The following is a 26079-nucleotide window of genomic DNA, read 5'->3' as shown; positions in this document are numbered from 1 at the left end:
CCTTCCCCCGTCTCTTCGCATTTACTCATTAAAAAATGAATCGCTTGCTTAACTGCTTTGGGAGCCTAGCTTTCACAAAGATAAATACGACTAGTAATCCTAAAATCAAAACGATGAGTGATTGTATGAAGGATTCGTGATTGAGATAACTTGCAACCATATAGATCAAAGTCTGTACAACTAGAACTCGAGTAAGAAGTTTTTGAAATGCTTGAAAGCGAGCACTTTTCGACAGTGGATAAAGATCCGTCCATACTTTTGCATCAAAATGCGGCCAAAGTGTCGTCAGTTGGAGTGCCGTCATGTAAATGAATAATATCCCAAATGCCCACATCAGAATTCCTTCAGGTAAAAAGTAAACAAGCAATGCGCCAATCAATGTAAGGCGGACATAAATTCCAAAATAGTCATTGGATCGAACAAACGCCCTCGTGTACATATATGCATGAACATCTTTTCGTTTCCCTGTTAAAAAATGAATTGCACCATACGCCCATCTTCTCTCTTTAACCTTTCTGCTGACACTCGGTACCTCAATGAACATATTTGCGATACGGTAAAAAAACATCAGGGAGTCTGATTCTTGATCGATCAATTTCATCCATTTAAGCGGATGTTCGTTGGCAAATTTGCGATACACGAGAAGATAAAGCATACAAATAATAACAATCAAACCTGACGTCAACAGCCAGCGTTGATCCAATATCGTGTATAAAATGAACAGACTGATCGTACTGCGAACAAACGGTGAAAGCTGTTTGAACCGGCTATTCGGTAGTCGAAGTTCTTCCCATTTTGAAAGCAAGTTCCATCCTTTAACCAAAATTACGAGGGTAAGACTGGCAAGATATACCGACAGCTTATCTGAAATCTGGGCAAAATAAAGCGGGCCTAAAGCGGAAAATATCAGGACGATCACAAAGGATTGCATAATGAACGAGTACAAAATCGAGCGTTGAAAATACGTATTCAACCTTTGTTCTGTCGGTAACAAAAAGATTGAATCAGGCGCTTTGATGAACGTCCGGATGCTTCCCCTTATCACAAAAATCCATATGATCACTGTGATCAGTTCTACTGCAGGGAAGTGTTCAGGAAGAGCTCGAATCAATACACTATAATAATAGGTACCGAGAATAAACAACGCATAAACCGAAAACAAAAAACCGCTGTTTCCTATGTATCGTAAATATCGAGTTGCCATCTTCCAATAGTCATTTGCACGTTCTTTCCATAGTGAAGTAAGGTCCATTCTCTATACTCCCCTTGTGATTTTCACATAAATTTCGTCGAGAGCAGCATTCGGCATATTCATTTTACTTTGAATTTCCTGGAGGGTACCTACCTCAAGAATTCGACCTTCATGTAAAATGACAAACCGATCACAATACCGTTCTGCAGTCGATAAAATATGGGTTGAAAGCAAGATGCCTGTCCCCTGTTCCTTCACCTGTACAAAAAGATCGAGCAGTGATTGGATAGCAAGCGGGTCGAGGCCTACGAATGGTTCATCGACAACGAACAGGGAAGGCTGGATCAGGAAGGCGCACATGATCATCACCTTTTGACGCATCCCTTTTGAAAATTGATTCGGAAACCACTTCGTTTTGTTTTCCATATGGAATTCTTTTAACAGCGGATTGACTCGTTTATGAAAATCGTCATCACTTATTTGATACGCCATTGCTGTCAGTTCAAGGTGCTCCCAGAGTGTAAGCTCCTCATATAATACGGGTGTTTCAGGTATGTATGCGATTTGAGACCGGTATGCATCTGGGGCTTCCATCAGCGTTTTCCCGTTGACATGGATCGATCCCGATATCGGTTCCATGAGTCCAAGTACATGTTTTATCGTCGTACTTTTACCAGCACCATTTAAACCGATCAGGCCTACAATTTCACTTTCATTCACTTGGAAATTTATTCCGTGCAATACAGGCTGTTGCAGACTGTAGCCACCTGAAAGGCCATTGACCTCAAGTACATTCTTCATTTTAGACCTCTTTTCTTTCGTTTGTTCTCTATTTTAACAAAATCTTTGGAGTTTACACGTTTTGTCGTTTATTGTTCGTATGGATTTGGTCAATAATGGAAATGATAAAAGTGAAGAAGGTATCCCCCCTTCTTCAAAAAAGAAAAGAGAAAGAGATGCTGTTGTGTATTCCAACTTCCATGGAGATTTACATACGGCGTGATGCTGTACTGTAAGCTGCGTCAATCGACGTCTCCATCAAACAATGACCACTTTCCCAAGCCATTGTTCATTATCTCATATTTCTCTTTTCTTCTCTGACCTCTCCGGGGCTGGCATAACCGTCAGCCCCATTTTCATTTTTCAACTTATTTATACCCTATGCTACAATGATGATAATAAAGATTAGCCTCAAAGTATCACTTCATTTGAAAATAAGTGAAAGGTGTGTGAAAGAATGGAAGATTGTATTTTTTGTAAAATCATAAACGGTGACCTACCTGCTGCAAAGGTATATGAAGATGAGCATGTATTAGCATTTCTCGATTTAAGTCAAGTTACGAAAGGTCATACACTCGTAATCCCAAAGGAACATCATAAAAATATTTATGACTTACCTTCACAGGTTGCAGGGCACGTTTATTCCGTTGTTCCTATGCTGGCAAATTCCATTAAGGATGCATTTCAACCGATCGGATTGAATCTGTTAAACAACAACGAAGAACCAGCCGGCCAGGCCGTTTTCCATTACCACGTACATATTCTACCTCGCTACGGCAAAGGTGACGGATTCGGAGCAATCTGGGAATCTCACCATGAAGACTATTCCTCTGACGATTTGCAAAAAATCGCAGACGAAATTTCAAAACAGCTTTCATAACAAAGTAGAAAGCGTACGCGCCCTCGGTGGCATAATAGACACTTTAAGCTCACCGAGGAGGCTGCCGCCGCCGAACTAGTTTACTATGGTTAAATTCCCTTCACTTCACTCATACATTCGAGTAAATTGATAAGTACTCTTTTACTGGCACGGATTTATTCGTTAGAAGTGACCGTTTAATCTCACCGCACGTTTTCACAAATTCAGGCTCCACCCAATCTGGATGTTCGAATTTACAATCAAACTGCTTCAGCCACTGCTGCATCTCTCTATAAAACGATGTATTCCAACGCAACTGATGGATAAACTCTTCCCGTGTTCCAGAAAATCTAAATTTCTGTTTCATCTTATCTAGCATATCCGCCTGCCAGCTCGCTGTTAATCTGGATTTCCCTTTTATATCACGAAAACGAAACCATTGATCATCCAGCTCAAGGGCATGGGGATAATAGTAGGCATAGACACGGCTAAACCATTCGCTATTCGCTGTGATGATTTTTTCATCCTTGTGTTCTCTTAGCACGTAGCCCCCTTCGGTCCGGTTCATATGCTCGAGCTGCTCAGGATCGACAAACGTTACCCAAATTTCGGTAACGGCTTCTTTTACAGGGGCAATAATCGCAGGTAATGATCCATATGGTGCTAAAAAAGATCCATATACGATATCCGAATCCAGCATTGCTCCACGCAGGCAAAGAACAAAATCATTCAACCCTTTATTCAAATTAAATTTATAACGCAGCTGAGCTAGACACACATTCGATCCGTATGCGACGAGCGGAACCCTTTCTTCTATCGGAAGGAGCTCCTCATCGTGCAAAAACTCACCAATCGATCGTCTATGGTTGGAATGTTCTGCAAACGATCCGAGTAACGATGAAGAATCTGAGTATTCAACGATCAGTTCTTCAGTTGCAACCCCCTTTTGCTCGATAATCCGATGGGCCTTTCCTTCGTAATAGATAAAAGATGAACTGGGCCTCGGTCCAGGATAAATATCAGGGTGGTCATAAGGACTTACATCAATCGGCTTATTTTCTCTATACATGTTTTGATTTCCCCCTTCATGATGTAAGCTTTATTATAATGAATTTTCAGACGTCTTTCTAGAGTGCATGTATGAAAATCTAATTTAAAGTAAAAGGAGGTGATCACAAATGGAACTGTTCAATTTCAACCCTGGACCATCTGCACTTCCAAAGAAGGTCCTCCTGCGCGCTCAAGAGGAACTCGTAAACTATCAAAATAGCGGGTTGTCTGTTTTGGAAATGAGCCATCGAAGCAGTCACTATGAGGAGATTCATCATAAGGCCATTGATTCACTACGCCGATTGCTTGATATTCCTGAAAGCCACGAGATTCTTTTGCTTCAGGGCGGAGCAAGTTTACAGTTCTCGATGGTTCCGCTCAACTTTTTATATGGGAACCGAACTGGCTATTACGTTACGACAGGCTCATGGGCTAAAAAGGCTTTTAACGAAGCGAAAAAAATCGGTCATGCCGTCGAGCTTGCGAGCAGCGAATCAGAACATTTTTCCTCGATTCCAGCGATGCTCGAAGACTCTTTTCCAGAATTGAAGAATGGAGAAGGTTACGTACACATCACTTCGAACAACACGATTTACGGTACTCAGTGGCAAGCATTTGAGCAGCTCCCATCAAAAGTAGTCATAGCTGATATGTCGAGTGAGATCGGAACGCGTAAAATTCCTTGGGATAAATTTGCACTTGTGTATGCTGGTGCGCAGAAAAATCTTGGACCAGCAGGGGTCACAGTCGTCATCATTGATAAAGAATGGCTACATGATCAAAAGGTTGACATTCCTTCAATGATGGATTACAACGTTCATGCTGAAAAAAACTCGCTGCATAACACACCGCCAACCTTTAATATCTACCTCCTTTCTTTAATGCTTGAGTGGATCGAGACTCAGGGTGGAATGCCTGAAATGGTGAAAAGAGCAAAGCATAAGTCCTCCACCCTTTATCGGACGATTGATGGAAGTGACGGGTTTTATATTGGACACTCTGCGCTAAATAGTCGATCAAAAATGAATGTCACATTTCGCCTTCCTACATCTGCACTTTCTGAGCAATTTCTGAAAAAAGCCACCGATTGTGGATTTGTTGGTTTGCCAGGGCACCGTTCAATCGGTGGATGCCGCGTATCTTTATACAATGGGGTCACCGTGGAGTCATGCGAGAAGTTGTCCACCTTCATGAAAAATTTTAAAAGGGCTCAAAAAGGGTCCTAGTGCCCATGCTAAAGGGTAATTTAGGCAAATATATGTTGTGAAACTACTCTATTCCTGTTAAAATGTTCTCATCCGTTATTCTTGCAATGGGCGATAGCGCACCATTGGAGTCGACGAGATGAGACGAGAAGAGGAGAGGATTAGTATGAAGGCATTTCAATTAGCATTGATTGGGGTTTTGTTAGCAGTTGGTTTCGTATTACACGCTGTCATCCCGGGAATCCTGGGAGGTATGAAGCCTGACATGCTACTGTCGATGATGTTTCTGGCGATTTTTCTTTTCCCTGAGAAGAAGACCGTTGCAGTTACAGCTCTTGCGACAGGTGTCATATCAGCATTGACAACGAATTTTCCTGGAGGACAAATTGCTAACTTGATTGATAAGCCGATTACAGCATTTATCGTATTGGGACTTTTTCTTGCTTTGAGAAGGTTTCAGGGCAATGTCGTATACGCGGCTATCTTGGCTGCAGTCGGAACGATACTGAGCGGAACGTTATTTCTATTGTCAGCAGCAATTATTGTAGGTTTACCATTAACATTTACTGCATTGTTCCTCACTGTCGTATTACCAACCGCTGCGTTGAACACAATTGTTATGGCGATCTTGTACCCAATTGCTCAATCTATTTTAAAACGTTCAAACGTTGCCGAAAAGCAAAAAGTGCAACTCTAAACTAACATACAAAAGGTTGATTCAGTGTAAAAGCTGAATCAACCTTTTTTAAGGTTCTTATAGTACGTACTTTAAACAGTCCCACACGTGTAATCAGTTGTTTGACCTGCTTTAGTCACCTGCATTTTCGTTAGGTTCTATTTGGTAAACCTATTTTTACATCCTTTTGATCATGCCTGTGAGCCTTCGCCTTCCTTCTGCTTGGTCTCCTTTTCCCATTCAAGAAAGTGTTTAACTTCCTTATCTAGTGTTTTCCAGATATACGTGATTATAGCTAAATCGTCTATTAACCCGATTCCAACTAAAATATCCGGGATAGCATCGATTGGACTGAGGAAATATAACAAACCCGCCACAACGAGGACAGCCGACTTTTTAGAAATGTCGCGATAATTCCCTAGACGGTATTGATCAACCAAACGTATAAGAGCTTGAATCCTGTCCAAAAATCCACTCATGGAATCGCGAATATCTTTTTTATTGAGCTTTGCACGTACGTTACGGACCATTTCACCGGTTTCTTCCCGATTTCGAATTAACGTACGTGCGCGTTGGACCATTTTTTTAAAATAAAAAAAGAGCTTTATTTTCCTCCACATAGACGCCGCCTCCTTATAATCAATTGCTTATATACCTTATTTTCCACATTTTACTCTATCTTAATCCAATAAGGTGGACAAGCCAAGAAATTCAATACAGGAGGCCATTACATGACTAGCAAATTTTTAGGATATACTACTTTTTAGTAATTGATTACGAATAGTAAAATCCCAATTAATAAGCAAAGACTGCCAAGTACACCAAGAACGCGACCGGCACTTTGTTTTTTATGAACTTCAACATTACGAAATGAGTATCGTTTTGTAGCTAAATACATCCGAAGCATGAAATAAACAAGTAATAGTCCAACTATAGCAAGTACAATAATCCCATAGATCATACGCATCCCTCCCTACCTCATACTATGAGCGATGAGAATTAAATATTCCCCGAGCGGTGTTTAACTTTGTCGAATTAGTGGGAAAGATTTGTACAAATGGTCGAACGATTTCTAAAGGTTTTAAGCAAGGATTCACGAATTGATTAACTACATACTTATCTTATTTGGACGGAGCCCCCTCAAGGGCAGTCTGTCAGGTAAGATAGAGGAAGAAGGGAGAAATTTACATGAAAAAAGAACAAAAATCTGTACTGATCGGTTTTGCGGTCGGAAGTGTGATTACTGCAGCTGTAACACTATTGTCAACACCGAAATCAGGCAAAGAGCTCCGCGTTGATTTAAAGGATTCAACGAATAAGCTGAGACAATCATTGCTTGATGTAAGGCAAGAAGGAATCAGCTTAAAGGAACAAATTGTCCAGGTTTCTAAAGAAGGTGTTGAAGCCTTTAAGGAAGTGGCAACAGACTTGAAGGAGGATATTCAAACCTGGAGAAAGGATATTGAACCAAACATCGAAAACATCAAAACAGATGTTGAGACGATCAATGGTACAGTAACTGAACTCCAGGAAGAAGTAAAAACACCTGAAAAAAAATAATGCATTGAAAACGGATTTAGGGTCGGCCTCGTTGGTCGACCCTTTTAAATTTCTTATTTTGCAGGATTTGTCGTAAAACAATAGAACCCTTTTCTATAATAGGAATTTACTTTGAAGGGATTTTTTGTGTGTTAAACATTGAATTATTACTCGCTTGGATTGGACTACTTCTTTACTTAGCTTTGTTTTTCAGCTTTAGATTTTTGGTACAGCGGAATGAGAATGCTCTTTTACATTTATGGCTTGCCTTTATTTTTACATTGTTTTTACCGGTCCATCTCCTTTTAGTAAGGAATGTTCAAAGCGAAATCACATTAGTTGCAACTTTATTTGGTGTTCTTTATATTCTAGTGCTGATCGTAACGATGGCGTTGCAAACTGGCCATTTAAGTTATTCCTTGAAACAGACCGAACGGAAGGAACTATGGGATGAACGTGATCGGTGGATCATGCACGGAATGTTGGGAGATGGATTCGAGCCATTTGCAGGGGTGATCATGAATGTTTGGTTGTTGCTACTATCGCTTGCGTTTTTTGAAAGCGGAGAAACAATTATGGGGTTATTAACAGCATTATTGGGACTGTTCATTATACGTAATTTTGTCATTCTTCTAAATAATACACGTGCAAAAACGAGGAAGCTGAAATGGTTTCAAATGAACCCAATCATAACTAATTTACACACCCTCATTTCCTTCACGATACTTATTGTCTGGTTGACGATAAGCTAATGAAAATTTAAGAAACACATTCAAACCTTGTCCTTTTTTGTCGATAAAACAATTGGTTAGAACTTTAATCAAAGTTTATTCAACGAAACACGCAACGGTAAAAAGTTGTGAATTCTTGGATATATATCTTTATAATCCCATCATTTACTGTCATAATTAGAAGGAGAATGGAGGTTCATTATGGAAAATGAGAGAGATTTTTCAATGAAAGAAGCAATGATGTTCAGCCATAAGGTCGCCCAGATTAGCAAAGCCATGTGGAAATGCGTCGAAAAGGACTGGCAGGGCTGGATCAAGCCATTTGGTCTAAACATCAATGAACACCATATCCTCTGGATTGCTTTCCATTTGGAAGGAGCTTCAATTTCCGATATCTCCAAGTTCGGTGTGATGCACGTATCTACCGCTTTTAACTTCTCTAAAAAGCTTGAAGAACAGGGATACCTGACTTTTTCAAAAAAAGAGAACGACAAGCGAAACACATATGTAAAGCTAACCGAAGAAGGTCGAGATCTGCTTTTAAAAACAATCGAAGAGTACAATCCTGAGGGCTATGGAATCTTTGGGGCATCACTAAAAATCCGTGATCTATATGGGAAGTTTCCTGAATTTGATGAAATTATGGCTGTTATTAGAAGTGTTTACGGTAATGATTTCATGTCAATCCTCGATACGACTGTAGAGAAAATCGACAATGAGTTTACTGAAATCGACGGACAGCTTTTACCGGCGGTGAAAAATACGGAGCCTGAAAAAATACCTACTCCATAGGATTTGAAGGATATTTTTTCAGTAATCGGATCAAATCATTGTTTAACTCTTGAAAATGCCCCTGATGGTGTAGTGATTTTGCTGTTATTAGAGGATCGAGCTTAGCATTTAACATCCCCACGAAATGAAGCAATAGAGGAGTCAGGTCCAACAATCCGGCTTCTCTCAGTTCCTCTTTTTGCTTTCCTAGTATATTGAAAAGATTGAAAACCTCTGTTACTTCATCTTCACTTAAGTTAATTTCCATTACTAACCGAAACCAAGGATAACGCTCCGCATCTACTGTTTCACCTAGCATTCGCTGGTAAAATTCAAGACGTTTCACATTTTCCTTCTCACTTTCTTCCACATAAACCACTTCCTGTTCGGCACCTAAAATAATTGCATGAAACACGGGATCCTACTTTATTATTTTACCTGTTTGTATATCATCTGAAAACATTCATAAAAAAAATAAAAAAACTATTGATTTTTTGAAAAAATCATCGTAATGTATTTACGTGGTTTTGATTTCGTTAGGTGCTTCACCTTTTCCATACACGATTAACTCATTATTCACGCATTAAGAAAGTAAACAAATACTTTCTCAAGTGTAAGGTCAACTGAGCACCGCCAGCGCAATGCTGTACGTTAGCCAAGTTTTCTCAAAGAAGGTGATCACATCATGAATTGCTTTAAATCAATAAATTTAATTAGAGATTACGGTAAGTTACGTTTATGGTTCATATCATCGCTTTTTAGCCTCACGTACTTTATCGTTTATTTTATGTCGTTTAGCATGTATCAACCAGAAACACACTATATACAAACAGGAATGATACCGGTATTGTTGGCTGCACTGATTGTATTACCTATGCATGTGATTTTGCATTGTGTACCGATTTGGGTAAGTGGTAAAAGAGCAAGTGTTTCTTTCGGGGATAACCGCTTGACTTTCTATTGTCGGATACCTGGCGTAATTTCAAGAAGAGTGGCCTTAACTTCTATATCCATGCCATTATTCCTTATTACAGCAGCCGCTTTAATCGGTCCGTTATTCCTTCCACAATTTTTGCATTTATTCGCGATCGTATCGACATTGAATATTTTCCTTAGTTTGAAAGATATGATATACATCCAGCACTTATGGAACTCTCCAAAAGATTCTTACCTTGAGGATGGCGACAGCGGCTTTCAAATCATCGTAAGAAGAACAGTTTAATGTGTAGTAAATGGGGATGCCCCACTTCGAAGGTAATACCTTTGAAGTGGGGCATAAACTCTTTTATCGGGAATTTTAAGGATATATCGTGGATTTTCCAAAATATAGGATATAAAAACTCTGGAAGGAACATCTTCCTCTCATGACGTCCTATCCAGCCCCTTCGCAACGCACCCTTGTTATTGTGGGGTTTTATAATACATCTTAAACCGAATTTCATCATTCTCCAGATCAAAGGACTCTGCTTTTAGGAAGAGATGATCCCGAAGCTCAATTTCCGTCAGCTTTACAAGAATGGTTTCTTTATTATCATCAATCTCGACCCATTCCGGTAAATCTGTGCTCCCTTTTATGAATTCCAGTATTTTATCACCAGGTAAACTCAGGGCACCCAATCGAATCGATTCTTCTTTTAATAACAGATTTCCATTTTCAAGGACTTCAGGTTCAAAGTCCATAGAGAACTCGATCTGGTCTGAAAAAAACGTAAAATATCCATTAACCGTTACTTTATCACGTAATCGGACATCATAATTAAACTTTGTAGACCCGGATTTCAGTTTCACTAATTGTTCTTTTATTAAATAATTCAATTGTTCCTTTGATGACTCGATCGTAAAAATCGGTTCTCCTTCAATTGGTCCAAAATTAGTTGAACCGTTATTGTAGCCGTCATCAAAAAAGATAAGAGACACAACGATGATAGGTACAATTACCATGATAACAAGCAATATGAAAAAGGCTGATTTCCATTTGTTTTTCAAGTGTATCCCCTCCTGTCCCAAACCTACAATGGTTGTTACTGTTCATTTATCTAAAATTCTGGTATGTTAAATATACAATCTCTTATTTCGGAGGTTCCAGACATGACAACAATTGCTATCTATTATATTTTATTCGCATGCCTAATCCTTTTCGTGTTCAATTCACTGACAAATCGTCTATGTATTGAAAAAAACATTCCTGTTGAACGGCAAGTTAATGTTTTCAGGTGGATTAATATCATGATTACTATTTTGCTAGTTAGTTCGTATGTTGAAGTTCTATACGCATTATAAATGATGTTCAAAAAGTCCGGTAAAAATAGCTGTCGAATTTCTTCGTTACTCGGTCTCTCCGGTTCCAAAGTAAGAGCATATGTACCTGCGTCTACAAGTGTAACCTTGGATGTAAGATTCCTCGGTACAACTCGTAGCTCATATCTAACTAACGCTCGTCGCTTCGGTCCTCGAGACTTTCGTGCCTCGGGCTCACAGGATGTGAGTCAGTTCAACGTTGTTACAGGACGTAACGTACTTAGTTGAACTTCAGAAATCTCGGCTCTCTTTTTGAACCCGCATTATAATTATCATTATTACCCACAGAGTAGCGTCTGCAAACGTAAAACAGGACTAAGGTCTATGTTCAAAGACAATCTTTGTTCTATCTTATTCTAAAATTTAATAAAGAAAACTCTCGATTATCGGAAAATTACTTATATGTAAACTTAAAAGAGGCTGAGCTTAGCAGAGATCAAACTCTCCGCATAAGCTAGCCTCTTCTTATCATACCGAGATTATTGTACTAGCACACCCAAGCTGCGCCTACGATAATCAAAAGGATGAACAAAACAACAATTAACGCGAATCCTCTTCCATATCCGTATCCACCCATAATGCCACCCCCTATCCCGGTGTTACGTTATCCTATGCACTATATTTGTACGGGGCATAGGCGGCTATCCTCAATCCTAAAAAAATTCATGAATTTAAGAAACGTAGCTTGCTCCAACGATGATTAACAAAAGGAACAGTACCACGATTAACGCGAAACCGGCGCCATATCCGTAACCCATTGCAATCCCTCCTTTAGTGATACACTATAGTGTATAAGTCTAATGACTATCTTGACTAGACAAATGCCCTACTTTTGAAAAAACGGGCGTATGCACAGGTGAATTCCATTAAATGTGTATTTTTTCTCATATTTGGACCCACGGTGTATTTTTCATATAGGGATATGCTATAGTAGAACAGTGAAAAAATTTATACTTCATAGGAGTGTTTGTCGATGAAAAAGTGGATTCTTTCCCTTGTTGCAGCAACAACGATCTTTGGACTAACAGCATGCAACGATAACGGTGATGCTGCAGCTGATAGCAAAGTACTTGTCGAAACAAGTGCTGGTGACGTTACAAAAGAGGATTTTTATAATGAACTAACAAAACAACCGCAATCAGAACAAATTTTAAAAGACCTCGTTCAATACAAGGTTCTTTCTGAAAAATATGAAGTAAGTAAGAAGGAGCTTGATAAAGAAATTGATTACCTTAAGCAGCAGTTCGGAGGCGAAGACGAGTTTAAGAAAGCCTTAGAGCAAAGCGGTATTAAAGGCGAAAAAGAGCTAAAGGAAGTTGTAAAGCGTAACCTTGTTTTCTTTAAAGCTCAAACGGATGGTATTGAAGTAACGGAAGAAGAAATGAAAAAGCTTTACGAAGAAGAATACAAGGTAAAGGAAGTTAAAGCACGTCACATCCTTGTAGATGATGAAAAGACAGCGAAAGAGGTAGTTGAAAAGCTCGAGAATGGTGGCGATTTCGCTGAGCTTGCAAAGGAATATTCAAAAGATCCTGGCTCAAAGGATAAAGGCGGAGACCTAGGCTTTTTCCCAAGAGGAAAGATGGTTCCAGAATTTGATAAGGTTGCGTTCTCACTTGAACCTAATAAGATTTCCAAGCCTGTCAAGTCTCAATTCGGTTATCATATCATTGAAGTGCTAGAACAAAAGACACAAAAGTACGAAGAAGCAGAATATCAAATCAAGAAGGCACTTCTCCAGAAAAAGGCACAGGAAAAGGCACAAAAGAATCCTGAAAACCCAATTCAAAAAATCATGGATGAGGCAGATATTGACGTTAAAGCAGAACAATATAAGGATCTATTTAAAACAAAGGAAACACAACCAAAGAATAAATAAGAGTTTCAGCGCCCTCGAGCACCTTGGCGCTCCCTTATATAACAACAAAAACCTGAGTGAGGCTGCGGTCTCCACTCAGGTTTTCTTGTTCAAACTTATTCGCCAGATGCTTGTTTTCGACGTTTCTTCTCTTCCTCTAAGCGGTTCATATACACTTTCCCTTCCTCTTCAATGTGTACATGGTCCAGCTTCCGGTCCTCCATCGAATGATACCAGACTCTATATGCGCAATAGCCAATAGCTGCAATTACGAAAAACACCCACCAAGGGACTGCTGTTAAAATTGGTGCTACTTCTCCATATACCCCTGTCCATTGAAGCAGAACAAAAAACAACACGACCGTGGCAACGACATATAATCGACGCATCGAAACATCCTCCTTTGTAGACAAGCTTCATTACTACAAAGATATGAAGGATTACAATCGATTATGACTACTACCTGATCGTGTCAAAAATAGAGTTCAATTGCTGAACGTTTTTACGATTTACTTGCAGCTGGTTCCTTTTGTTCAAAAGCTGGCTTATAAAAACTGCGATTTTCAAGTGGGAAAATTCGATCAGTAAACTCTCCTGGTTGCACTTTACTTAAGGCACGATCCATCATATTCATTTTCGCATCAATATTATCGATGTAATGTAAAATTTCTGCTTCACATACCAAAGGTGGTTTTGGACTCCCCCATTCCGCCTTTGAGTGATGGCTCAAGACCATGTGTTGTAAAATGATGACTTCTTCGCTATCGATACCAAGCTCACGGGCCGCATCTCCTATCTCACCAAACATGATCGAGATATGTCCAAGCAAATTCCCTTCCATCGTATAATTCGGAGCAACAGGACCGGAAAGTTCACTCGTCTTCCCAAGGTCATGTAAAATGACCCCTGCATAGAGTAAATCGGTATCCAGTGAAGGATAAAGCTCCGCAATCGACTTTGCCAGTCGAAGCATCGATACAACATGGAACGCTAATCCTGAAACAAACTCATGATGGTTTTTCGTTGCTGCTGGAAATTCCAAAAACGCCTTTTGGTGTTTCTTAACAAGGTGCCTCGTAATCCGTTGTATGTTCGGATTTTCCATCTCAAAAATCGCCTGTGTGATCACATCGATCATTTCATCCTGAGGAATTGGTGCTGTCTCTACAAACTCATCGACACTTACGCCATCTTGCTCGGTAACCGGGCGAATTTGTTTTATTTTCAGTTGTGCCTTTCCACGATAACTCGTAATATCCCCTATTACCTTTACGATCTGCTCTGGTACGTATGCCTTTTCATCCTCAGCCGATGAATCCCATAGCTTTGATTCAATATCACCAGTATGGTCCTGAAGCATGATGGTCAAAAATGGTTTCCCTGTACTGGTAACCCCTTTCGACACCGACTTTATGAGTAAAAATTGATCAAAAAGATCACCAACCTGGTAGTTCTCGATTCCTTTTTTCAAACCTGTCCCCTCCTTTTTACACGTTAAGAAATTATTATTGGTTTTTTATGAATGGCTGTCTACAGCTCTAGGATGTCGCTTCGTTTCCCAAATTTTCACCGCTACAAGAGCGGCTAATAACAAAGCAGCTCCAAGTAAATACGGAATATGAATATTAACCTCGAATAGTAAACCTGCAAGTACAGGCCCTGCTGCATTTCCAAGACTCAAAAATGAATTGTTCAATCCCATGATGGCTCCCTGCTCATTCCCGGCCATTTTTGATATAAAGGAATTGAGCGCAGGCCTCAAGATCGAATTCCCAAGAAAGAAAATTGATACTGTAAGCATTACAGTCGCAAAATTAAACGCAAACACCATAAGGACAAAGCCAATTGCACTTAACAGTAATGACCCTGTCACAACTCGCTCATCGCCGAATCGCTTCGTTAGTTTGCCAACCAACGTTCCCTGCGCAACAGCACCAATCACTCCCGTTACTGCAACAATAATTCCGACTTCACTCGGATCATAGTCATAACGCTTCAACGCATAAAACCCGAAAATCGAGGTGAAGTTTGCGAGCGCAAAGCTCATTACAAAAACAAGTACTAATAAAAATCCTACAGGTCCGGTCAGTGCTCTCCACATTCGTGTCAGGTGGTTAAGCTTTTCCGCATTTTTCGCCGCTTCCTTCGCTTCTTGAGAGACAGTTTCTTTCAGCATGAATATCGAAACGATAGCGGCTACCGTTCCCGCAATTCCGGCAACTAAAAACGGTAAAGATAAATCTTGTTCCGCCAGCCACCCCCCGACACCTGGTCCAATCACAATGCCAAGTGCCATTGATGCTCCTAGCAGTCCCATTCCTTGGCTCCGGCCTTTCTCATCGGTAACATCTGCAACGTAAGCCATGGCTGTCGGCATAATTGCAGACCCGAACGTTCCTGCCAAAATTCTGGAAGCATAAAGCATCCACAACTCTGTTGAGAAAGCAAATATGAATTCGGCTGCTGCAAATCCAAACATCCCTAGTGTAATCAACGGCTTTCTACCGATTCGATCCGATAATCTCCCCCACACGGGTGCAAGCAAAAATTGCATGAACGCAAACACTCCTACGAGAAAACCGAGATCTCTTCCTGTTGCATTAAACGCTTCTACATAATAAGGTAAAATCGGTATGACAAGGCCGATTCCTAACATGATGATAAAAAGATTGATCATTAGCAGAAGTAATGGTCCGATCTTTCTTTTTTCTCTATGTTTCATCCAATCATCCTTCTAATCCAATTCCGCACAAGTTCTATACGATAATTTTTATTGTTACACCGTCCGTATGGTTCAAAAGCTCTACAGTACCATTATGAAGTTCAACGACCCGTTTTACAATAGCTAGTCCTAAACCAAATTGACCTCTCTGGCTTTTTTGAAACGGCTTGAAAATTCGCTCAAGGTCCTGCTCTGGAATCGTCTCTCCATCGTTTTTAACTATGATAAACGTTTTATCATCGATCTTTTCAGCAGAAATTGTAATGTAGGATTCAGCATACCGGTTTGCATTTTGTATTAGATTTTCGAGAACGACCTCCCATTGGTCACGATCACCTTGGAACGTTACCTCTTTTCCTGAAATCCGAATATTCAAGTCATCACGTTGATACCAAAAACGCTCCACAACCTCTTCTGCAAGCTGTCCAAAATGTATGATTGTTTTTTGGGGTTCATAATCGATTAACGTATCAAGCTTTGAAAAGTAAAGCATATCCTTTACACGCTCTTCCATCCGGTCTGATTGATTGATGATAATATCCATCATTCCATCAAGGTCCTTTTCAGGCATAACACCGTCTTTTACAGACTGGGCGTAGCTTTTAATCGTCATGATCGGTGTTTTCAGCTCATGTGAAGCATGCTGAATGAACCGTTTCTGAGATTCATCATTCCGAATTAAATTTTGACGCATACGCTCAAACTGTACAGAAAGCTTCTGAAAGTCTTGATCCTCTGTCCAACGGAAGGATTCCTGCCAGTTCCGGCTTCCAATCTGTTCGAATCTTTCACCGAGTGCTTTTAACGGTTTTCGTAGATATCCTGACAACCACATTGCAGGAATGATACTGATTAAAATACCAAATGCGAATATCCAGATTAACCGCTGCCATAGCTGTTGAACGAGCTGATTGCGATACGTATCCCACATATAGGAAACGACAAAAGCCGCATTTCCATCCAATTCAATCTTCTGAATCACATAAAAGAGTGAGGCACCTCGATAATCGAGTTGGTATCGGTCCTTATTTTCATGCTGTGAAATCGCTTTTCTCCAAATCGTATTTGCAACTTTTTCAGGAACAAAGTCACCTTCGAGAACATACGATTGATTGCCTAACAGCAAATGCCCGACCGAACGGACTGCTTCACGACGTTCGATAAAGTTCAGGTCAGATTGCGGCAGCTCCTCTTCTGGACTGGTCGGACCTTTTATAATCCGTTCCTGTTGCTCTTCAATCATCCTGTAAGACTCATCTGTCAATGTTTCCCTGATTGATAACGGGTAAATGATGACGACGAACAAACCGACGACGAATACGAGTAAAAAGAAGGAAAGCCAAATACGCTGAGCCAAGTCTAGACGTCTCATGACGACACAATCCTATACCCGCCGCCGTATAAAGTTTCAAGGTTCAACCGCGGCATCTTCTTGCGAATTCGACGAATTACATCATCGACCGCTCGTTCGGAGCCGAAATAATCCGACCCCCACACACCTTCAAGAATATCTCTCCTCGATTTGATTTCATCCACATGCTCGGTTAAAAACAAGACTACATCCAATTCCTTTGCCGTCAACTCAATTAATTCATCGCCCAGAGAAATTTTACGAGTAATGGGGTGGATTTGATATCCGTTAACTGAACGCACCTGGAGCTTAGTTTTCGGTCCTTCATAAACCCGTTCAAGTAGCTTACGAACCCGTATGACCAGCTCTTTCGGTAAAAATGGCTTGGAAAGATAGTCGTCACTACCGAGCTCTAAACCGATAATACGGTCGAGGTCCTGGTCTCTTGCTGACGTGAAGATGACAGGTGTATCCGTTTTACTTCGAATCGTTTTTAATATTTCATACCCATCAACGCCCGGAAGCATGATATCAAGCACCCAAAGATGGGGCCGGTCGTCCACATGCCTCAACGCAGTTTCTCCATCATGGAATACCTTGACTAGCCAGCCTTCTTTTTCAAGGTATGCTTTTAAAACGGATACAAGATGCTCCTCATCCTCTACGATATAAATTGTGTACTCTGACATGTCTTCTCGCCTCCTTACTTACCTCTGTTTATCGGAGAATAGGTAGTGGGTTAGACGACACCGACTCTAATAGGATCGGTTCGTCTGCCATTGCACGTGCTGTCAATCGATCGCACGTAAAATAAATAACCTGTCGATCTTCTGCGATTGACTTGATCAACTCAACCGCTCTTTTCCGTCTCAACTCATCAAAATTGACTAAAATATCATCCATAATGAATGGAAACGATTTGTTACTGTCATACTCCTTTGCAAGGGCAAACCGAAGTGCTAAATACAATTGTTCAGCAGTAGCACGACTTAATTCATCAGGTCGAAATAGAATGGTGTCGTTCCGTTCAATCCAAAAGCTTTCTTCACTTTTTGGAGCAATCAGCTTTATATATTCCCCATCTGTCAGCCTTCGAAAATATTCCTCTGCGCTCTTAAGGACTCCTGGCTGTCTCTTGGATTGATAGTTTTGTTTAGCTTGATTTAATAGATAGTCGGCAGTACGATAAACCGCCCACTTTTTCGCCTGATCATGAAACTCACTCTTTGCCACTTGGATCTTGTGCATTAAATCGGAATAAGAGCCATCTTCCTCTAAATGGGTCAGATGTGCCCGCAGTCGGGCACATGAAGTACGCCCTGACTCGATTGCTTCGTCTAACTCGTTCATCTTTGTACCTGTTTCCTCGATTTTTTGCTCTAGTTCTGAAAGTTCATTGACTCGTTCCATGTAAAAAGGAATTTTATGCTGTAATCCGGTAATATAAAGCTGTGATTCTGTCAACCGCAGTTGCTCCTTAAGGGACTGATAGCTATCAAATACTTTTCCTTTTGCCCAAAACGACTCTTCGCTAGATACTTCTGCCTTTTCAAAAAGCGCGTTACATTCTTGTTCATAGTGCTGAACCTTTTTTTGAATTCCTGCTTGCTGTTCCGATAATGCATGAATATCAGTTTGAATCCGCTGTTTTTGTTCGCTTTTTATCTTTTCCGCTTTTAAAAGTAAGACTAAACGTGTGACAACCGACTCGATGCCTTCCTCTTGAATGCCAGCAAGTTGTGCCAATCTATTAGCATCCTTTTCAAAACGTTCAAGTCCGGTACGTATCCCTTGAGCTTCTTGAATAAGTTTTTCGAGATCATTTATGCGTTTTTTCAATTGTTCAACCCGTTCAAGCACCTCAAGTACCATTTCATTCGAAACAGAAGCAGGAATAAAGAATCGCTCTCTCCAGTTATTCAATATTTCGCTTTTTTTGTGAAATTGAACCTCCCAGGCATCATATTTGGCAGCAATGTCCTGATACCGTCTTTCTAGTTGAGTAGATTCCTCGATCAGCTGTTGCTTACGAAAGCTAAGGTGTTGCTGCTTTTCTAACAATTTTTGAATCACATCTATCTCTTCCCCCTGATATTTAACGTTCTCACTTTCAAAATTAGAGAGCTTCGCTTCAAGGTCACGAATTTGTTCATCCAGCTCATTGGTTTCATCGCTGCTGTTTTTACGATACAAAGCAATACCTGAACCGACGAGTGTGACACCGAGAATGATTCCTTCGATCACATCGCCGCGGTAAAGCCATATGCTCACAAGGATTAAACCAATTACAACCATCGCAACGGTGAGGATTGGGTTGATAAAGCTCTTTTTAGAGGAAGCTCTTACTTGTTTTAATGTATCTAAGTGCTGTTTTAATTGACTTGGAGACTGGACAGTTATCTGATTTAGCTTTTCCTCATAAGAACGCTTTTTCTCATCGGATACCAGTTGACCATCGACCATTTCCAGCTGCCTTTCCCTTTCTTCAATGGAATCCTTTGCACGCTGTAAATCGGCATCAATCGTTTTTTGTTCATATTGAAGATCGTCAAATTCTTTGATCTGTTGTTTGATCTGCTGCTTGGCAACAATGTCAGTCTGTGCTGCTGAGATTCGATCGTTGGTCCAGTTTTCACCCAGTTCGTTTTTCTCTGTCTCAACTTCCTCCTCGATGTGTGCAATTCGCTGTTTTAATCTTTGGTAATCGGATTTTCTTACTTTATATTGCTGATACGACTTTTCGAAGTGTTCAATTTCATCAGCTTGTACTAAAAGCGCTTCATCGATAACGAGCTCCTTTAAGGAATTCAATTTCCGGTCCTTCAATTCTTGAAGATGATTCCATTCGCCCTCTGCTTCAACTTTTCGTTCCTGCCAGTTTCGAAATCGATCGAGGCCGTTCTCAGGAAACGGTATTGCATTCGGGTGGTTGTCCAGCTGATTCTGAAGTGTAACCTTTTGCACGATAAGGGGAGCCACCGACTGAATCTCGACAAGCTCCTTTCGTTTGCATTCGAGTTCACGGTGACTTTGTTCCTGCTCTTTTAGATTGCTTTGTTCAAGACCAAGCTCTGTCTTAATTCGATTATATTCATCAAGTTTTTTTACCCAGCCTTGAAGATTGCGGTCCTGCTCGATCAATTGAGCCAATTTTTGATTTAAAACCGGGTTCTTTCCGTTCGGTTTAAACAATTGACTTTGCTGTTCTTCCAAATAAGTTGATATTCGATTCAACTCTTGTGCACCGGTCATTGCAGCATTGAACAAATAATTGCCAAGCTCCTCCGATTTAATCTGATCGATTCGTTGTAAACCATCCAGGTTAAACGAAAAAATATCCAGGTATGTAAGCTGGTTCACTTCTGGAAGGATTTGTTTCAAAAGCGACTCATCTTCATGAGTTCCATCCTCTAGTACGATATGAACGGTACGGTCCCCTTTTCGCTCAATCGTAATTAATCCGTACTTTTCCGTTTCGAGCATCATTTTTCCACCGTAAGCCTGTGTCGTCTTCGGTTCATAACGAAGACGTTTCTCACTACGTTTTGGAAAACCGAATAGCATGTATTCAATGTATGCGAGTATTGTAGACTTTCCGGATTCATTCTTACCGTATATCACTTGTATTTGTGGCTTATCGAATGAGAACCGTTCATTTTCAAATCGGCCGAACCCGTAAATATACAACTCTTTTATTTTCATATCATCGCCCCTCCTTTCTTACGTGTGGATCATCGAATCGAGTAACAATTGTCTTGCCTCTTCTAAAATCTCCTGTTCATCAAGCTCTTCCTCGGTTAAAAATTTCTTCGCTTTACGGTGTTTCCATAATGGCTCAAGTATTTCATCCAAATTGTCCGTGGTCTCAAGAACTGAAACGATTTCATTGATAAAATGCGATTCAGATACGTGAGCAAGCTGCAAGCCTTCCTTTGGCAGTTTAATCCGATGTATCCAAACAAAGACGTTTTCTTCATCTTCTCCATCCTGAAGGAGTTGGATAAGTTCCTCGATGGTTTTTCCTTTGATTAATAAGTCTATGATCTCGCTGGACCCTAAAAGCTTTACGGTAACTATCGTATTCTTGCCAGTAGCCCGCAGAATCTCCTTTCCCTGTTGGATGCGTTGGATGAGTTGATCGATTTCGGTAATGTCGTCAATTTGCAGTTCAAGTTCCTCCCACAATGATGGAGCAGATTCAACGAAATCAACTGTCGTATTATGGTCTGACAATTCGACAAGGTAACAGCCCTTTACTCCGGTTTCCTTCGGGTTCAACCCTTGGATGTTTCCAGGATAAGCGATATATGGGTCTTGATTCAGGACAGTTCTTTTGTGGATGTGACCCAGCGCCCAATAATCAAATGGCTTTCGATTCAGCTCATTTACGATAAATGGTGCATAATTTGCATGCTCAGTCGATCCACCTGCTGTTCCGTGCAAAAGTGCAATATGATATGGAGCGCCTTCCACCTTTGCGTATTGAGTAGAAATATTTTCAGTCACAGCGCGCTTTGGATAGCTGTACCCATATATGTGAGCAAGGACCTTACCCTCTTTTTTATAGGGAAGCATTTCTGGCACTTCCCCACTAAAATAATGAACGTTTCCTGGCCACGTTATCTGAGCCCATTCGCCTGAGAGGTGATCATGGTTTCCGTGGATGGCATACACTTGAATGGCGTAATCTGCCAGCCTTTGAAATTCTTTTTTTAAAAACATTTGCGCTGTTAGACTACGGTTTGCCCCATCGTATAAATCTCCTGCAATGACGACAAAATCTACGTTCTCTGAAATCGCTTTGCTGACAATATGTTGAAACGATACAAACGTGCTCTTTTTCACTTTTTCTAAAACCGTTTCTGGAAGATAGCCGAGGCCTTTAAATGGGGTATCGATATGTAAATCTGCTGTATGTAAAAATCGAATCGAGGTCATTGTTCTGCACTCACCCTTTCGATAAATGGTTACTTCCATTTTATCATATTGATACGAGCGTTTGTTCGTTGTTTTTTACAGAGCATTTTAGAGTGAATCATTATTGGACGATTTCAAGAAAAATGGAGTGATCCCTGAATGTTTCCGCTAAAATTCATCTTTTCTGGACGTATTTTTAGTGGAAAATCAAATTTCGTGTGAGTTTTGATGCATTTCTGGGGAATTTATTAGCTTTCACCTTTTCCACAGAAACTAAATCGACTACGAATTCTGATATATCAACCACGAATTGAATTTTTTCAACCACGGAGCACGATATTTCGACCACGAATGCAATTAATTCAACCACGAATAGTAAAAAAGACCTGAAAACGTTGTAATTTCTAAGTGTAAAAAAACTGACCCGGTAGAAAATCCGAGTCAGTTGATGTTCCGTTACTTTTTCGATAAGGCTAATGCTTTTTTCAAATTCTTAAGCGAGGTTGCACTGCCGTACATCAGTACCCCGCCACGATAAACCTTTGCCGCAATGACTGCAAACAGTCCGATGCTCGCAATCAGGATGGTAATGCCGAGCAACACTTCCCATAACGGAATATTCAACATCCCTGCTCGTAAAAACATGATCATCGGAGTAAAAAATGGAATGTAGGATGTAACTGTTACAAAGGTTGCATCTGGTGTGCCAAGTCCAGACATCGCAATCATGAACGCAATAACGATAATCAACATGACTGGCGTGATCACCTGGTTCGCTTCCTCAACCTTGTTTACAAGTGAGCCGAGCATTGCAAGCAGTGTCGCATAAAGCATGAACCCTAAAAAGAAAAATACGAGAGCATAAATGATAATTGAAAACGGAAGTTGATCAAGCTGAATGAAGTCTGAAAAATTGTTCATGGACCCGCCAGATTCACTTTCAGGAGCACTTTTAACAGAAATAAATGCAACAAGGAAAATCAGTATGAACTGTGTCAGACCCAAGAAGGCAATCCCGAAGATTTTCCCGAACATCTGCTTGACAGGTGAGACACTCGAAATTAAGATTTCCATCACCCTGGACGACTTTTCTGTCGCAACCTCTGTGGCAATCATACTTCCATAAAATATAACGGAAAAATAGATTAAAAAGAGCAGCACATAAACGACTGAACGAGCCTGATTGAGCTCTTCCTCCGTTTTTGCACTTTCCTTCAAGGCAACCTTTTCAAATTGAACAGGTTCATAAATTTTTACTACTTCCGCAGGATCGACACCTAATTTTTTTGTAGCAATGACCACTTTGGTTTGCTGGAGGGAACGCTCGAGTGCACCAATCCAGTCCGAGCTCGATACTGTTTCCGCCTTGAAGGTAGCATTAGGCACGTTTTGTTCATTCATTTGCAGAACAAGCATACCGTCATACTCTCCATCTTGAACACTCGCAGCCAGCTCCTGTTCACTTTGATCTGTCTGAACAATCTTCGTATCCTCTGATTTTGTAACCGCAAACTGCTGAGCAAATGGTTCATAAAGCTCCCCGCTTTTATCGAGCACAGCTACAGTACGTTGCTCATCACCTTCAAAGTATCCCATGATCGTCTGCATGTTCGTCAATCCAACTACTAATAGTAATGAAATCGCCGTTGTTATGATGAACGCCTTGGTTTTTAAGCGGCTTTTGTACGTATGCACTAAGACGGTAAGTAATTTACTCATATGAAGCACCTACTTTTTCAATGAAAATATCGTTTAACGATGGTTCTTCAAGCTCAAACTTACGCACGAATCCTTTTCCGCTGATCATGTCGAATATTTTTTGTGACACACCCTCATCTTCAACTTGAAGATGAACGCCTTCGGTAACTTCTTTAAATCGTATAACCCCTGATGTGTCCCTCAAGTGGTCGAGGTCAAAATCCGCATAAACGGTCACATTCTTTTTCCCGAATGAACGCTTGACATCCTTTAACGAGCCATGTACGACCGGCTTTCCTTTATGAAGGATACAGAGATGCTCACAAAGCTCTTCAACATGCTCCATCCGATGACTGGAAAATACAATCGTTGTCCCTTCCTGCTTTAATTCCACAACCGCATCCTTCAATAATTCAACATTAACTGGGTCCAGCCCGCTAAACGGTTCATCGAGAATCAGCAGCTTGGGCTTATGTAGTACTGCTGCAATGAACTGGATTTTCTGCTGATTTCCTTTTGACAGCTCTTCTACCTTTTTATTTTCGTATTCCGGTACCTTGAATCGATCTAACCATCTTCTCATTTGGACCCGAATGTCTTGTTTAGTCATTCCTTTTAAACGCCCTAAATAGATGAGCTGATCGGAAACTTTCAGGCTTGGATAAAGCCCTCTCTCTTCTGGCAAATAACCGATCACTTGAGACGTTTTTTCCGTTAATGAATGTCCGTTCCAGGTTATCGCACCTTCTGTTGGGTACAATAGACCGATCATCATCCGGAATGTCGTCGTCTTTCCAGCACCGTTTGCTCCTAAAAGGCCAAAAATCTGTTCCTCCGGGATATTAAATGAAACGTCATCAACTGCCGTAAAACTACCGAATTTTTTTGTTACTGAATCAATATGTAAACTCATGATTTTCTCACCTCTCAATGTATATAACGATAGTCCCTTAAAAAGGTTTCACCTAATTTAGTCCGATTTCAAAAAGTATATGAAGGATAATTTCATGCTAAAATAGAATAGTAAGGCAGGAAAGGGTGATCTCATGAAGATGTACATTGTCACTGTATTTGATAAAAGCGGTGAAAAGATTTATGAAGAATCATTTGAAGCGACTGACAATGCCGAAGCGAAAAAAGCCGGCCAGAAAATTTTAGAGGAAAACAACTATGAGGATTACACGAGCAGAGTAACCTCGCCTGCAGGAGAACTTGTGTTATTCCATCGGTAATACCTTATAAACAAACAAAATCAGACCGAGTCCATCATTGTTAGCGTTGGACGGTCTGATTTTTTAACGGGGTCTTTATTAAGTTGATTTCATTCATCCTTCACTTAGCCTCTTCTAAGAAACCATAAATGCCACCTTAAAAAGTAGCATGTTGCAAAATAAAAAGGAATTGAATACCACAATGACCAACCTTTATAGTCTAAATATCCAACCATTACATTCAACCATTCAATCGATATCCCAATTACCGTCCACAACAAAGAAGTGATCAAAAACCGGACTTTGGATTCTGGCATTAAGCATAATAAAATAATTCCATAAACCGGTGTTATCGTTATTTCGAAGAATAGGTCTGAAAGCTGTATTTTTTTACTGCCAGCAAAGTCAAACTTATCAAAAACAGCCCCTACTATAAGGTCAGTCAACACAGTTAACAAAGCAATAGCAGTCCAAGTATTATATACCTCTTTAATTGAAAGCCTTTTAGGTATAAAAAACAATAATATCAGACCTAATGTCAAGATTATTATAGGAACACTATACATCATTACTTTACCTCTATTTCCAATTATAAAAACCTTTAATGTTTATTCTTAACAAGTTTTAACATAAAGATAAGCATTTGATTCACTTTTAATCACATGCTTATTTTGCAAGTGCTCGAATATTGTTGTTTCATATTTTCATTTCATAGTAGCTAGCCATGCAGCTACGTTTTCGGCTTCCTCTCCTTCAATCAATCCTGCTGGCATTTGGCCGCCGCCGTTTTTAATTTGAGCTAGAATCTCTTCTTTCGAATGATCTTTACCAATGTTATTCAAGGCTGGTGCATTCCCATTTCCTCTAAGATTTTTTCCGTGACAGGTTGCACAGCTTTGCTGGAAGCTCGCCTTCGCTGCATCAACATCAACTTCTGTAGTACTGCCGTTCCCTGTTGAATCTGAACCCCCTTCATTACCGCCGCCACAAGCTGCTAAACCAACAGATAACCCAAGTAATACTAATAATGTAAAAATCCGTTTCACGATTTGTAGCCTCCTTTTCCTTTTTGTATTCGTTTCCCGAAAACTGGTTCGCAAAAACTATTATGCGGTTAAGTGAGGCGAAGCGACTATTTGGCGTTGGACACACTTAAAGAAAACTTGGCGACCGCCAAGCCTTTTCCTAAAGGTATCGCATGCGGTTGCCTTAGTTGCCCCT

Annotated in this window: 31 protein-coding genes; 11 read left to right on the top strand and 20 right to left on the bottom strand. The window is 40.4% G+C overall.

The genetic code is table 11. From position 1 onward, the window contains the following. Positions 1 to 28 precede the first annotated feature (28 nt). Together MOJ78_RS04090 and MOJ78_RS04085 are read right to left on the bottom strand one after the other, a co-directional pair. Complete coding sequence (locus MOJ78_RS04090; RefSeq protein ID WP_304979941.1) at positions 29 to 1252, bottom strand: ABC transporter permease; 1224 nt, start codon at positions 1250 to 1252, stop codon at positions 29 to 31. Positions 1253 to 1255: 3 nt separating this feature from the next. Further along, positions 1256 to 1993, bottom strand: a complete 738-nt coding sequence (locus tag MOJ78_RS04085; protein ID WP_304979940.1) for an ABC transporter ATP-binding protein — start codon at positions 1991 to 1993, stop codon at positions 1256 to 1258. Positions 1994 to 2054: 61 nt separating this feature from the next. Here MOJ78_RS04085 and MOJ78_RS04080 point away from each other — a divergent pair, with 61 nt between their 5' ends. Both MOJ78_RS04080 and MOJ78_RS04075 read left to right on the top strand, forming a co-directional pair. Continuing rightward, positions 2055 to 2195: a hypothetical protein gene (locus MOJ78_RS04080; RefSeq protein ID WP_304979939.1), complete on the top strand. Its 141-nt coding sequence runs from the start codon at positions 2055 to 2057 to the stop codon at positions 2193 to 2195. Positions 2196 to 2429: 234 nt separating this feature from the next. Continuing rightward, positions 2430 to 2852: an HIT family protein gene (locus tag MOJ78_RS04075; protein WP_304979938.1), complete on the top strand. Its 423-nt coding sequence runs from the start codon at positions 2430 to 2432 to the stop codon at positions 2850 to 2852. 109 nt (positions 2853 to 2961) lie between these two features. On the opposite strand, the gene MOJ78_RS04070 is transcribed toward MOJ78_RS04075, so the two are convergent. Next, entirely contained in the window at positions 2962 to 3900 is a 939-nt protein-coding gene (locus tag MOJ78_RS04070) for a hypothetical protein (RefSeq protein ID WP_304979937.1), read from the bottom strand. Between the two features lie 109 nt (positions 3901 to 4009). On the opposite strand from MOJ78_RS04070, the gene serC reads away from it, so the two are divergent. Then, positions 4010 to 5107 carry a 3-phosphoserine/phosphohydroxythreonine transaminase gene (serC, locus tag MOJ78_RS04065; protein ID WP_304979936.1) on the top strand — a complete coding sequence of 366 codons (1098 nt, stop codon included), beginning with the start codon at positions 4010 to 4012 and terminating at the stop codon, positions 5105 to 5107. A 118-nt stretch (positions 5108 to 5225) separates the two neighbouring features. Next, positions 5226 to 5783, top strand: a complete 558-nt coding sequence (locus MOJ78_RS04060; protein WP_304979935.1) for a tryptophan transporter — start codon at positions 5226 to 5228, stop codon at positions 5781 to 5783. 170 nt (positions 5784 to 5953) lie between these two features. Here the strand turns inward: MOJ78_RS04060 and MOJ78_RS04055 are convergent, their stop codons facing one another. Then, the gene (locus tag MOJ78_RS04055; protein ID WP_304979934.1) at positions 5954 to 6382 is read right to left on the bottom strand and encodes a YkvA family protein; all 429 of its coding nucleotides are present in this window, start codon (positions 6380 to 6382) and stop codon (positions 5954 to 5956) included. A 143-nt stretch (positions 6383 to 6525) separates the two neighbouring features. Then, entirely contained in the window at positions 6526 to 6723 is a 198-nt protein-coding gene (locus MOJ78_RS04050) for a hypothetical protein (RefSeq protein WP_304979933.1), read from the bottom strand. Between the two features lie 227 nt (positions 6724 to 6950). Between MOJ78_RS04050 and MOJ78_RS04045 the strand changes: the two genes are divergently transcribed. The 3 genes from MOJ78_RS04045 (at position 6951) to MOJ78_RS04035 (ending at position 8824) form a co-directional block, all read left to right on the top strand. Further along, positions 6951 to 7322 (top strand): YtxH domain-containing protein, encoded by a 372-nt coding sequence (locus MOJ78_RS04045; RefSeq protein WP_304979932.1) that lies wholly within the window; start codon positions 6951 to 6953, stop codon positions 7320 to 7322. Between the two features lie 128 nt (positions 7323 to 7450). Then, positions 7451 to 8053 carry a hypothetical protein gene (locus MOJ78_RS04040; protein ID WP_304979931.1) on the top strand — a complete coding sequence of 201 codons (603 nt, stop codon included), beginning with the start codon at positions 7451 to 7453 and terminating at the stop codon, positions 8051 to 8053. A 180-nt stretch (positions 8054 to 8233) separates the two neighbouring features. Next, entirely contained in the window at positions 8234 to 8824 is a 591-nt protein-coding gene (locus tag MOJ78_RS04035) for an HTH-type transcriptional regulator Hpr (protein ID WP_304979930.1), read from the top strand. On the opposite strand, the gene MOJ78_RS04030 is transcribed toward MOJ78_RS04035, so the two are convergent. Continuing rightward, on the bottom strand, positions 8814 to 9218 hold the full coding sequence (locus MOJ78_RS04030) for a DUF1878 family protein (protein ID WP_304979929.1): 405 nt from the start codon (positions 9216 to 9218) through the stop codon (positions 8814 to 8816). The genes MOJ78_RS04035 and MOJ78_RS04030 overlap by 11 nt on opposite strands. A gap of 270 nt (positions 9219 to 9488) precedes the next feature. Between MOJ78_RS04030 and MOJ78_RS04025 the strand changes: the two genes are divergently transcribed. After that, the gene (locus tag MOJ78_RS04025; RefSeq protein ID WP_304979928.1) at positions 9489 to 10025 is read left to right on the top strand and encodes a DUF3267 domain-containing protein; all 537 of its coding nucleotides are present in this window, start codon (positions 9489 to 9491) and stop codon (positions 10023 to 10025) included. Between the two features lie 179 nt (positions 10026 to 10204). Here the strand turns inward: MOJ78_RS04025 and MOJ78_RS04020 are convergent, their stop codons facing one another. Further along, positions 10205 to 10789: a YpmS family protein gene (locus MOJ78_RS04020; RefSeq protein ID WP_304979927.1), complete on the bottom strand. Its 585-nt coding sequence runs from the start codon at positions 10787 to 10789 to the stop codon at positions 10205 to 10207. 111 nt (positions 10790 to 10900) lie between these two features. On the opposite strand from MOJ78_RS04020, the gene MOJ78_RS04015 reads away from it, so the two are divergent. Further along, positions 10901 to 11083 (top strand): hypothetical protein, encoded by a 183-nt coding sequence (locus MOJ78_RS04015; protein WP_304981176.1) that lies wholly within the window; start codon positions 10901 to 10903, stop codon positions 11081 to 11083. 505 nt (positions 11084 to 11588) lie between these two features. Here the strand turns inward: MOJ78_RS04015 and MOJ78_RS04010 are convergent. Both MOJ78_RS04010 and MOJ78_RS04005 read right to left on the bottom strand, forming a co-directional pair. Next, on the bottom strand, positions 11589 to 11678 hold the full coding sequence (locus MOJ78_RS04010) for a YjcZ family sporulation protein (protein WP_304979926.1): 90 nt from the start codon (positions 11676 to 11678) through the stop codon (positions 11589 to 11591). A gap of 94 nt (positions 11679 to 11772) precedes the next feature. After that, positions 11773 to 11859 carry a YjcZ family sporulation protein gene (locus tag MOJ78_RS04005; RefSeq protein ID WP_304981175.1) on the bottom strand — a complete coding sequence of 29 codons (87 nt, stop codon included), beginning with the start codon at positions 11857 to 11859 and terminating at the stop codon, positions 11773 to 11775. Between the two features lie 215 nt (positions 11860 to 12074). Here MOJ78_RS04005 and MOJ78_RS04000 point away from each other — a divergent pair, with 215 nt between their 5' ends. Further along, a complete protein-coding gene (locus tag MOJ78_RS04000) occupies positions 12075 to 12980 on the top strand; it encodes a peptidylprolyl isomerase (RefSeq protein ID WP_304979925.1) in 906 nt (301 codons plus the stop codon). Between the two features lie 95 nt (positions 12981 to 13075). Here the strand turns inward: MOJ78_RS04000 and MOJ78_RS03995 are convergent, their stop codons facing one another. The 9 genes from MOJ78_RS03995 to MOJ78_RS03955 all read right to left on the bottom strand — a co-directional run bounded on the left by MOJ78_RS03995 (position 13076) and on the right by MOJ78_RS03955 (position 24560). Then, positions 13076 to 13348 (bottom strand): sporulation YhaL family protein, encoded by a 273-nt coding sequence (locus tag MOJ78_RS03995; RefSeq protein WP_304979924.1) that lies wholly within the window; start codon positions 13346 to 13348, stop codon positions 13076 to 13078. A 113-nt stretch (positions 13349 to 13461) separates the two neighbouring features. Then, positions 13462 to 14430: a 3'-5' exoribonuclease YhaM gene (gene yhaM, locus MOJ78_RS03990; RefSeq protein WP_304979923.1), complete on the bottom strand. Its 969-nt coding sequence runs from the start codon at positions 14428 to 14430 to the stop codon at positions 13462 to 13464. Between the two features lie 45 nt (positions 14431 to 14475). Further along, positions 14476 to 15681 (bottom strand): MFS transporter, encoded by a 1206-nt coding sequence (locus MOJ78_RS03985; protein ID WP_304979922.1) that lies wholly within the window; start codon positions 15679 to 15681, stop codon positions 14476 to 14478. Positions 15682 to 15715: 34 nt separating this feature from the next. Next, entirely contained in the window at positions 15716 to 17053 is a 1338-nt protein-coding gene (locus tag MOJ78_RS03980) for a sensor histidine kinase (protein ID WP_304979921.1), read from the bottom strand. Continuing rightward, positions 17050 to 17721 (bottom strand): response regulator transcription factor, encoded by a 672-nt coding sequence (locus tag MOJ78_RS03975; protein WP_304979920.1) that lies wholly within the window; start codon positions 17719 to 17721, stop codon positions 17050 to 17052. Before MOJ78_RS03975 ends, MOJ78_RS03980 begins: the two co-directional genes overlap by 4 nt. Positions 17722 to 17749: 28 nt before the next feature. Further along, entirely contained in the window at positions 17750 to 20734 is a 2985-nt protein-coding gene (locus MOJ78_RS03970) for an AAA family ATPase (protein ID WP_304979919.1), read from the bottom strand. Positions 20735 to 20752: 18 nt separating this feature from the next. Then, positions 20753 to 21970 carry a metallophosphoesterase family protein gene (locus tag MOJ78_RS03965; RefSeq protein WP_304979918.1) on the bottom strand — a complete coding sequence of 406 codons (1218 nt, stop codon included), beginning with the start codon at positions 21968 to 21970 and terminating at the stop codon, positions 20753 to 20755. 435 nt (positions 21971 to 22405) lie between these two features. Beyond that, positions 22406 to 23668: an ABC transporter permease gene (locus MOJ78_RS03960; RefSeq protein WP_304979917.1), complete on the bottom strand. Its 1263-nt coding sequence runs from the start codon at positions 23666 to 23668 to the stop codon at positions 22406 to 22408. Beyond that, positions 23661 to 24560, bottom strand: coding sequence for an ABC transporter ATP-binding protein (locus tag MOJ78_RS03955; RefSeq protein ID WP_304979916.1), 900 nt, complete (start codon positions 24558 to 24560; stop codon positions 23661 to 23663). Before MOJ78_RS03955 ends, MOJ78_RS03960 begins: the two co-directional genes overlap by 8 nt. A gap of 133 nt (positions 24561 to 24693) precedes the next feature. Here MOJ78_RS03955 and MOJ78_RS03950 point away from each other — a divergent pair, with 133 nt between their 5' ends. Next, positions 24694 to 24879, top strand: a complete 186-nt coding sequence (locus MOJ78_RS03950) for a YhzD family protein (protein WP_304979915.1) — start codon at positions 24694 to 24696, stop codon at positions 24877 to 24879. A 104-nt stretch (positions 24880 to 24983) separates the two neighbouring features. Here the strand turns inward: MOJ78_RS03950 and MOJ78_RS03945 are convergent, their stop codons facing one another. Both MOJ78_RS03945 and MOJ78_RS03940 read right to left on the bottom strand, forming a co-directional pair. Beyond that, entirely contained in the window at positions 24984 to 25427 is a 444-nt protein-coding gene (locus tag MOJ78_RS03945) for a hypothetical protein (RefSeq protein ID WP_304979914.1), read from the bottom strand. A gap of 135 nt (positions 25428 to 25562) precedes the next feature. After that, positions 25563 to 25904 carry a c-type cytochrome gene (locus MOJ78_RS03940; protein WP_304979913.1) on the bottom strand — a complete coding sequence of 114 codons (342 nt, stop codon included), beginning with the start codon at positions 25902 to 25904 and terminating at the stop codon, positions 25563 to 25565. Positions 25905 to 26079: the final 175 nt, after the last annotated feature.

The sequence above is a fragment of the Alkalihalobacillus sp. AL-G genome (assembly GCF_030643805.1).
Lineage (GTDB): Bacteria > Bacillota > Bacilli > Bacillales > Fictibacillaceae > Pseudalkalibacillus.
This window is presented reverse-complemented; position numbering and strand designations above follow the sequence as displayed.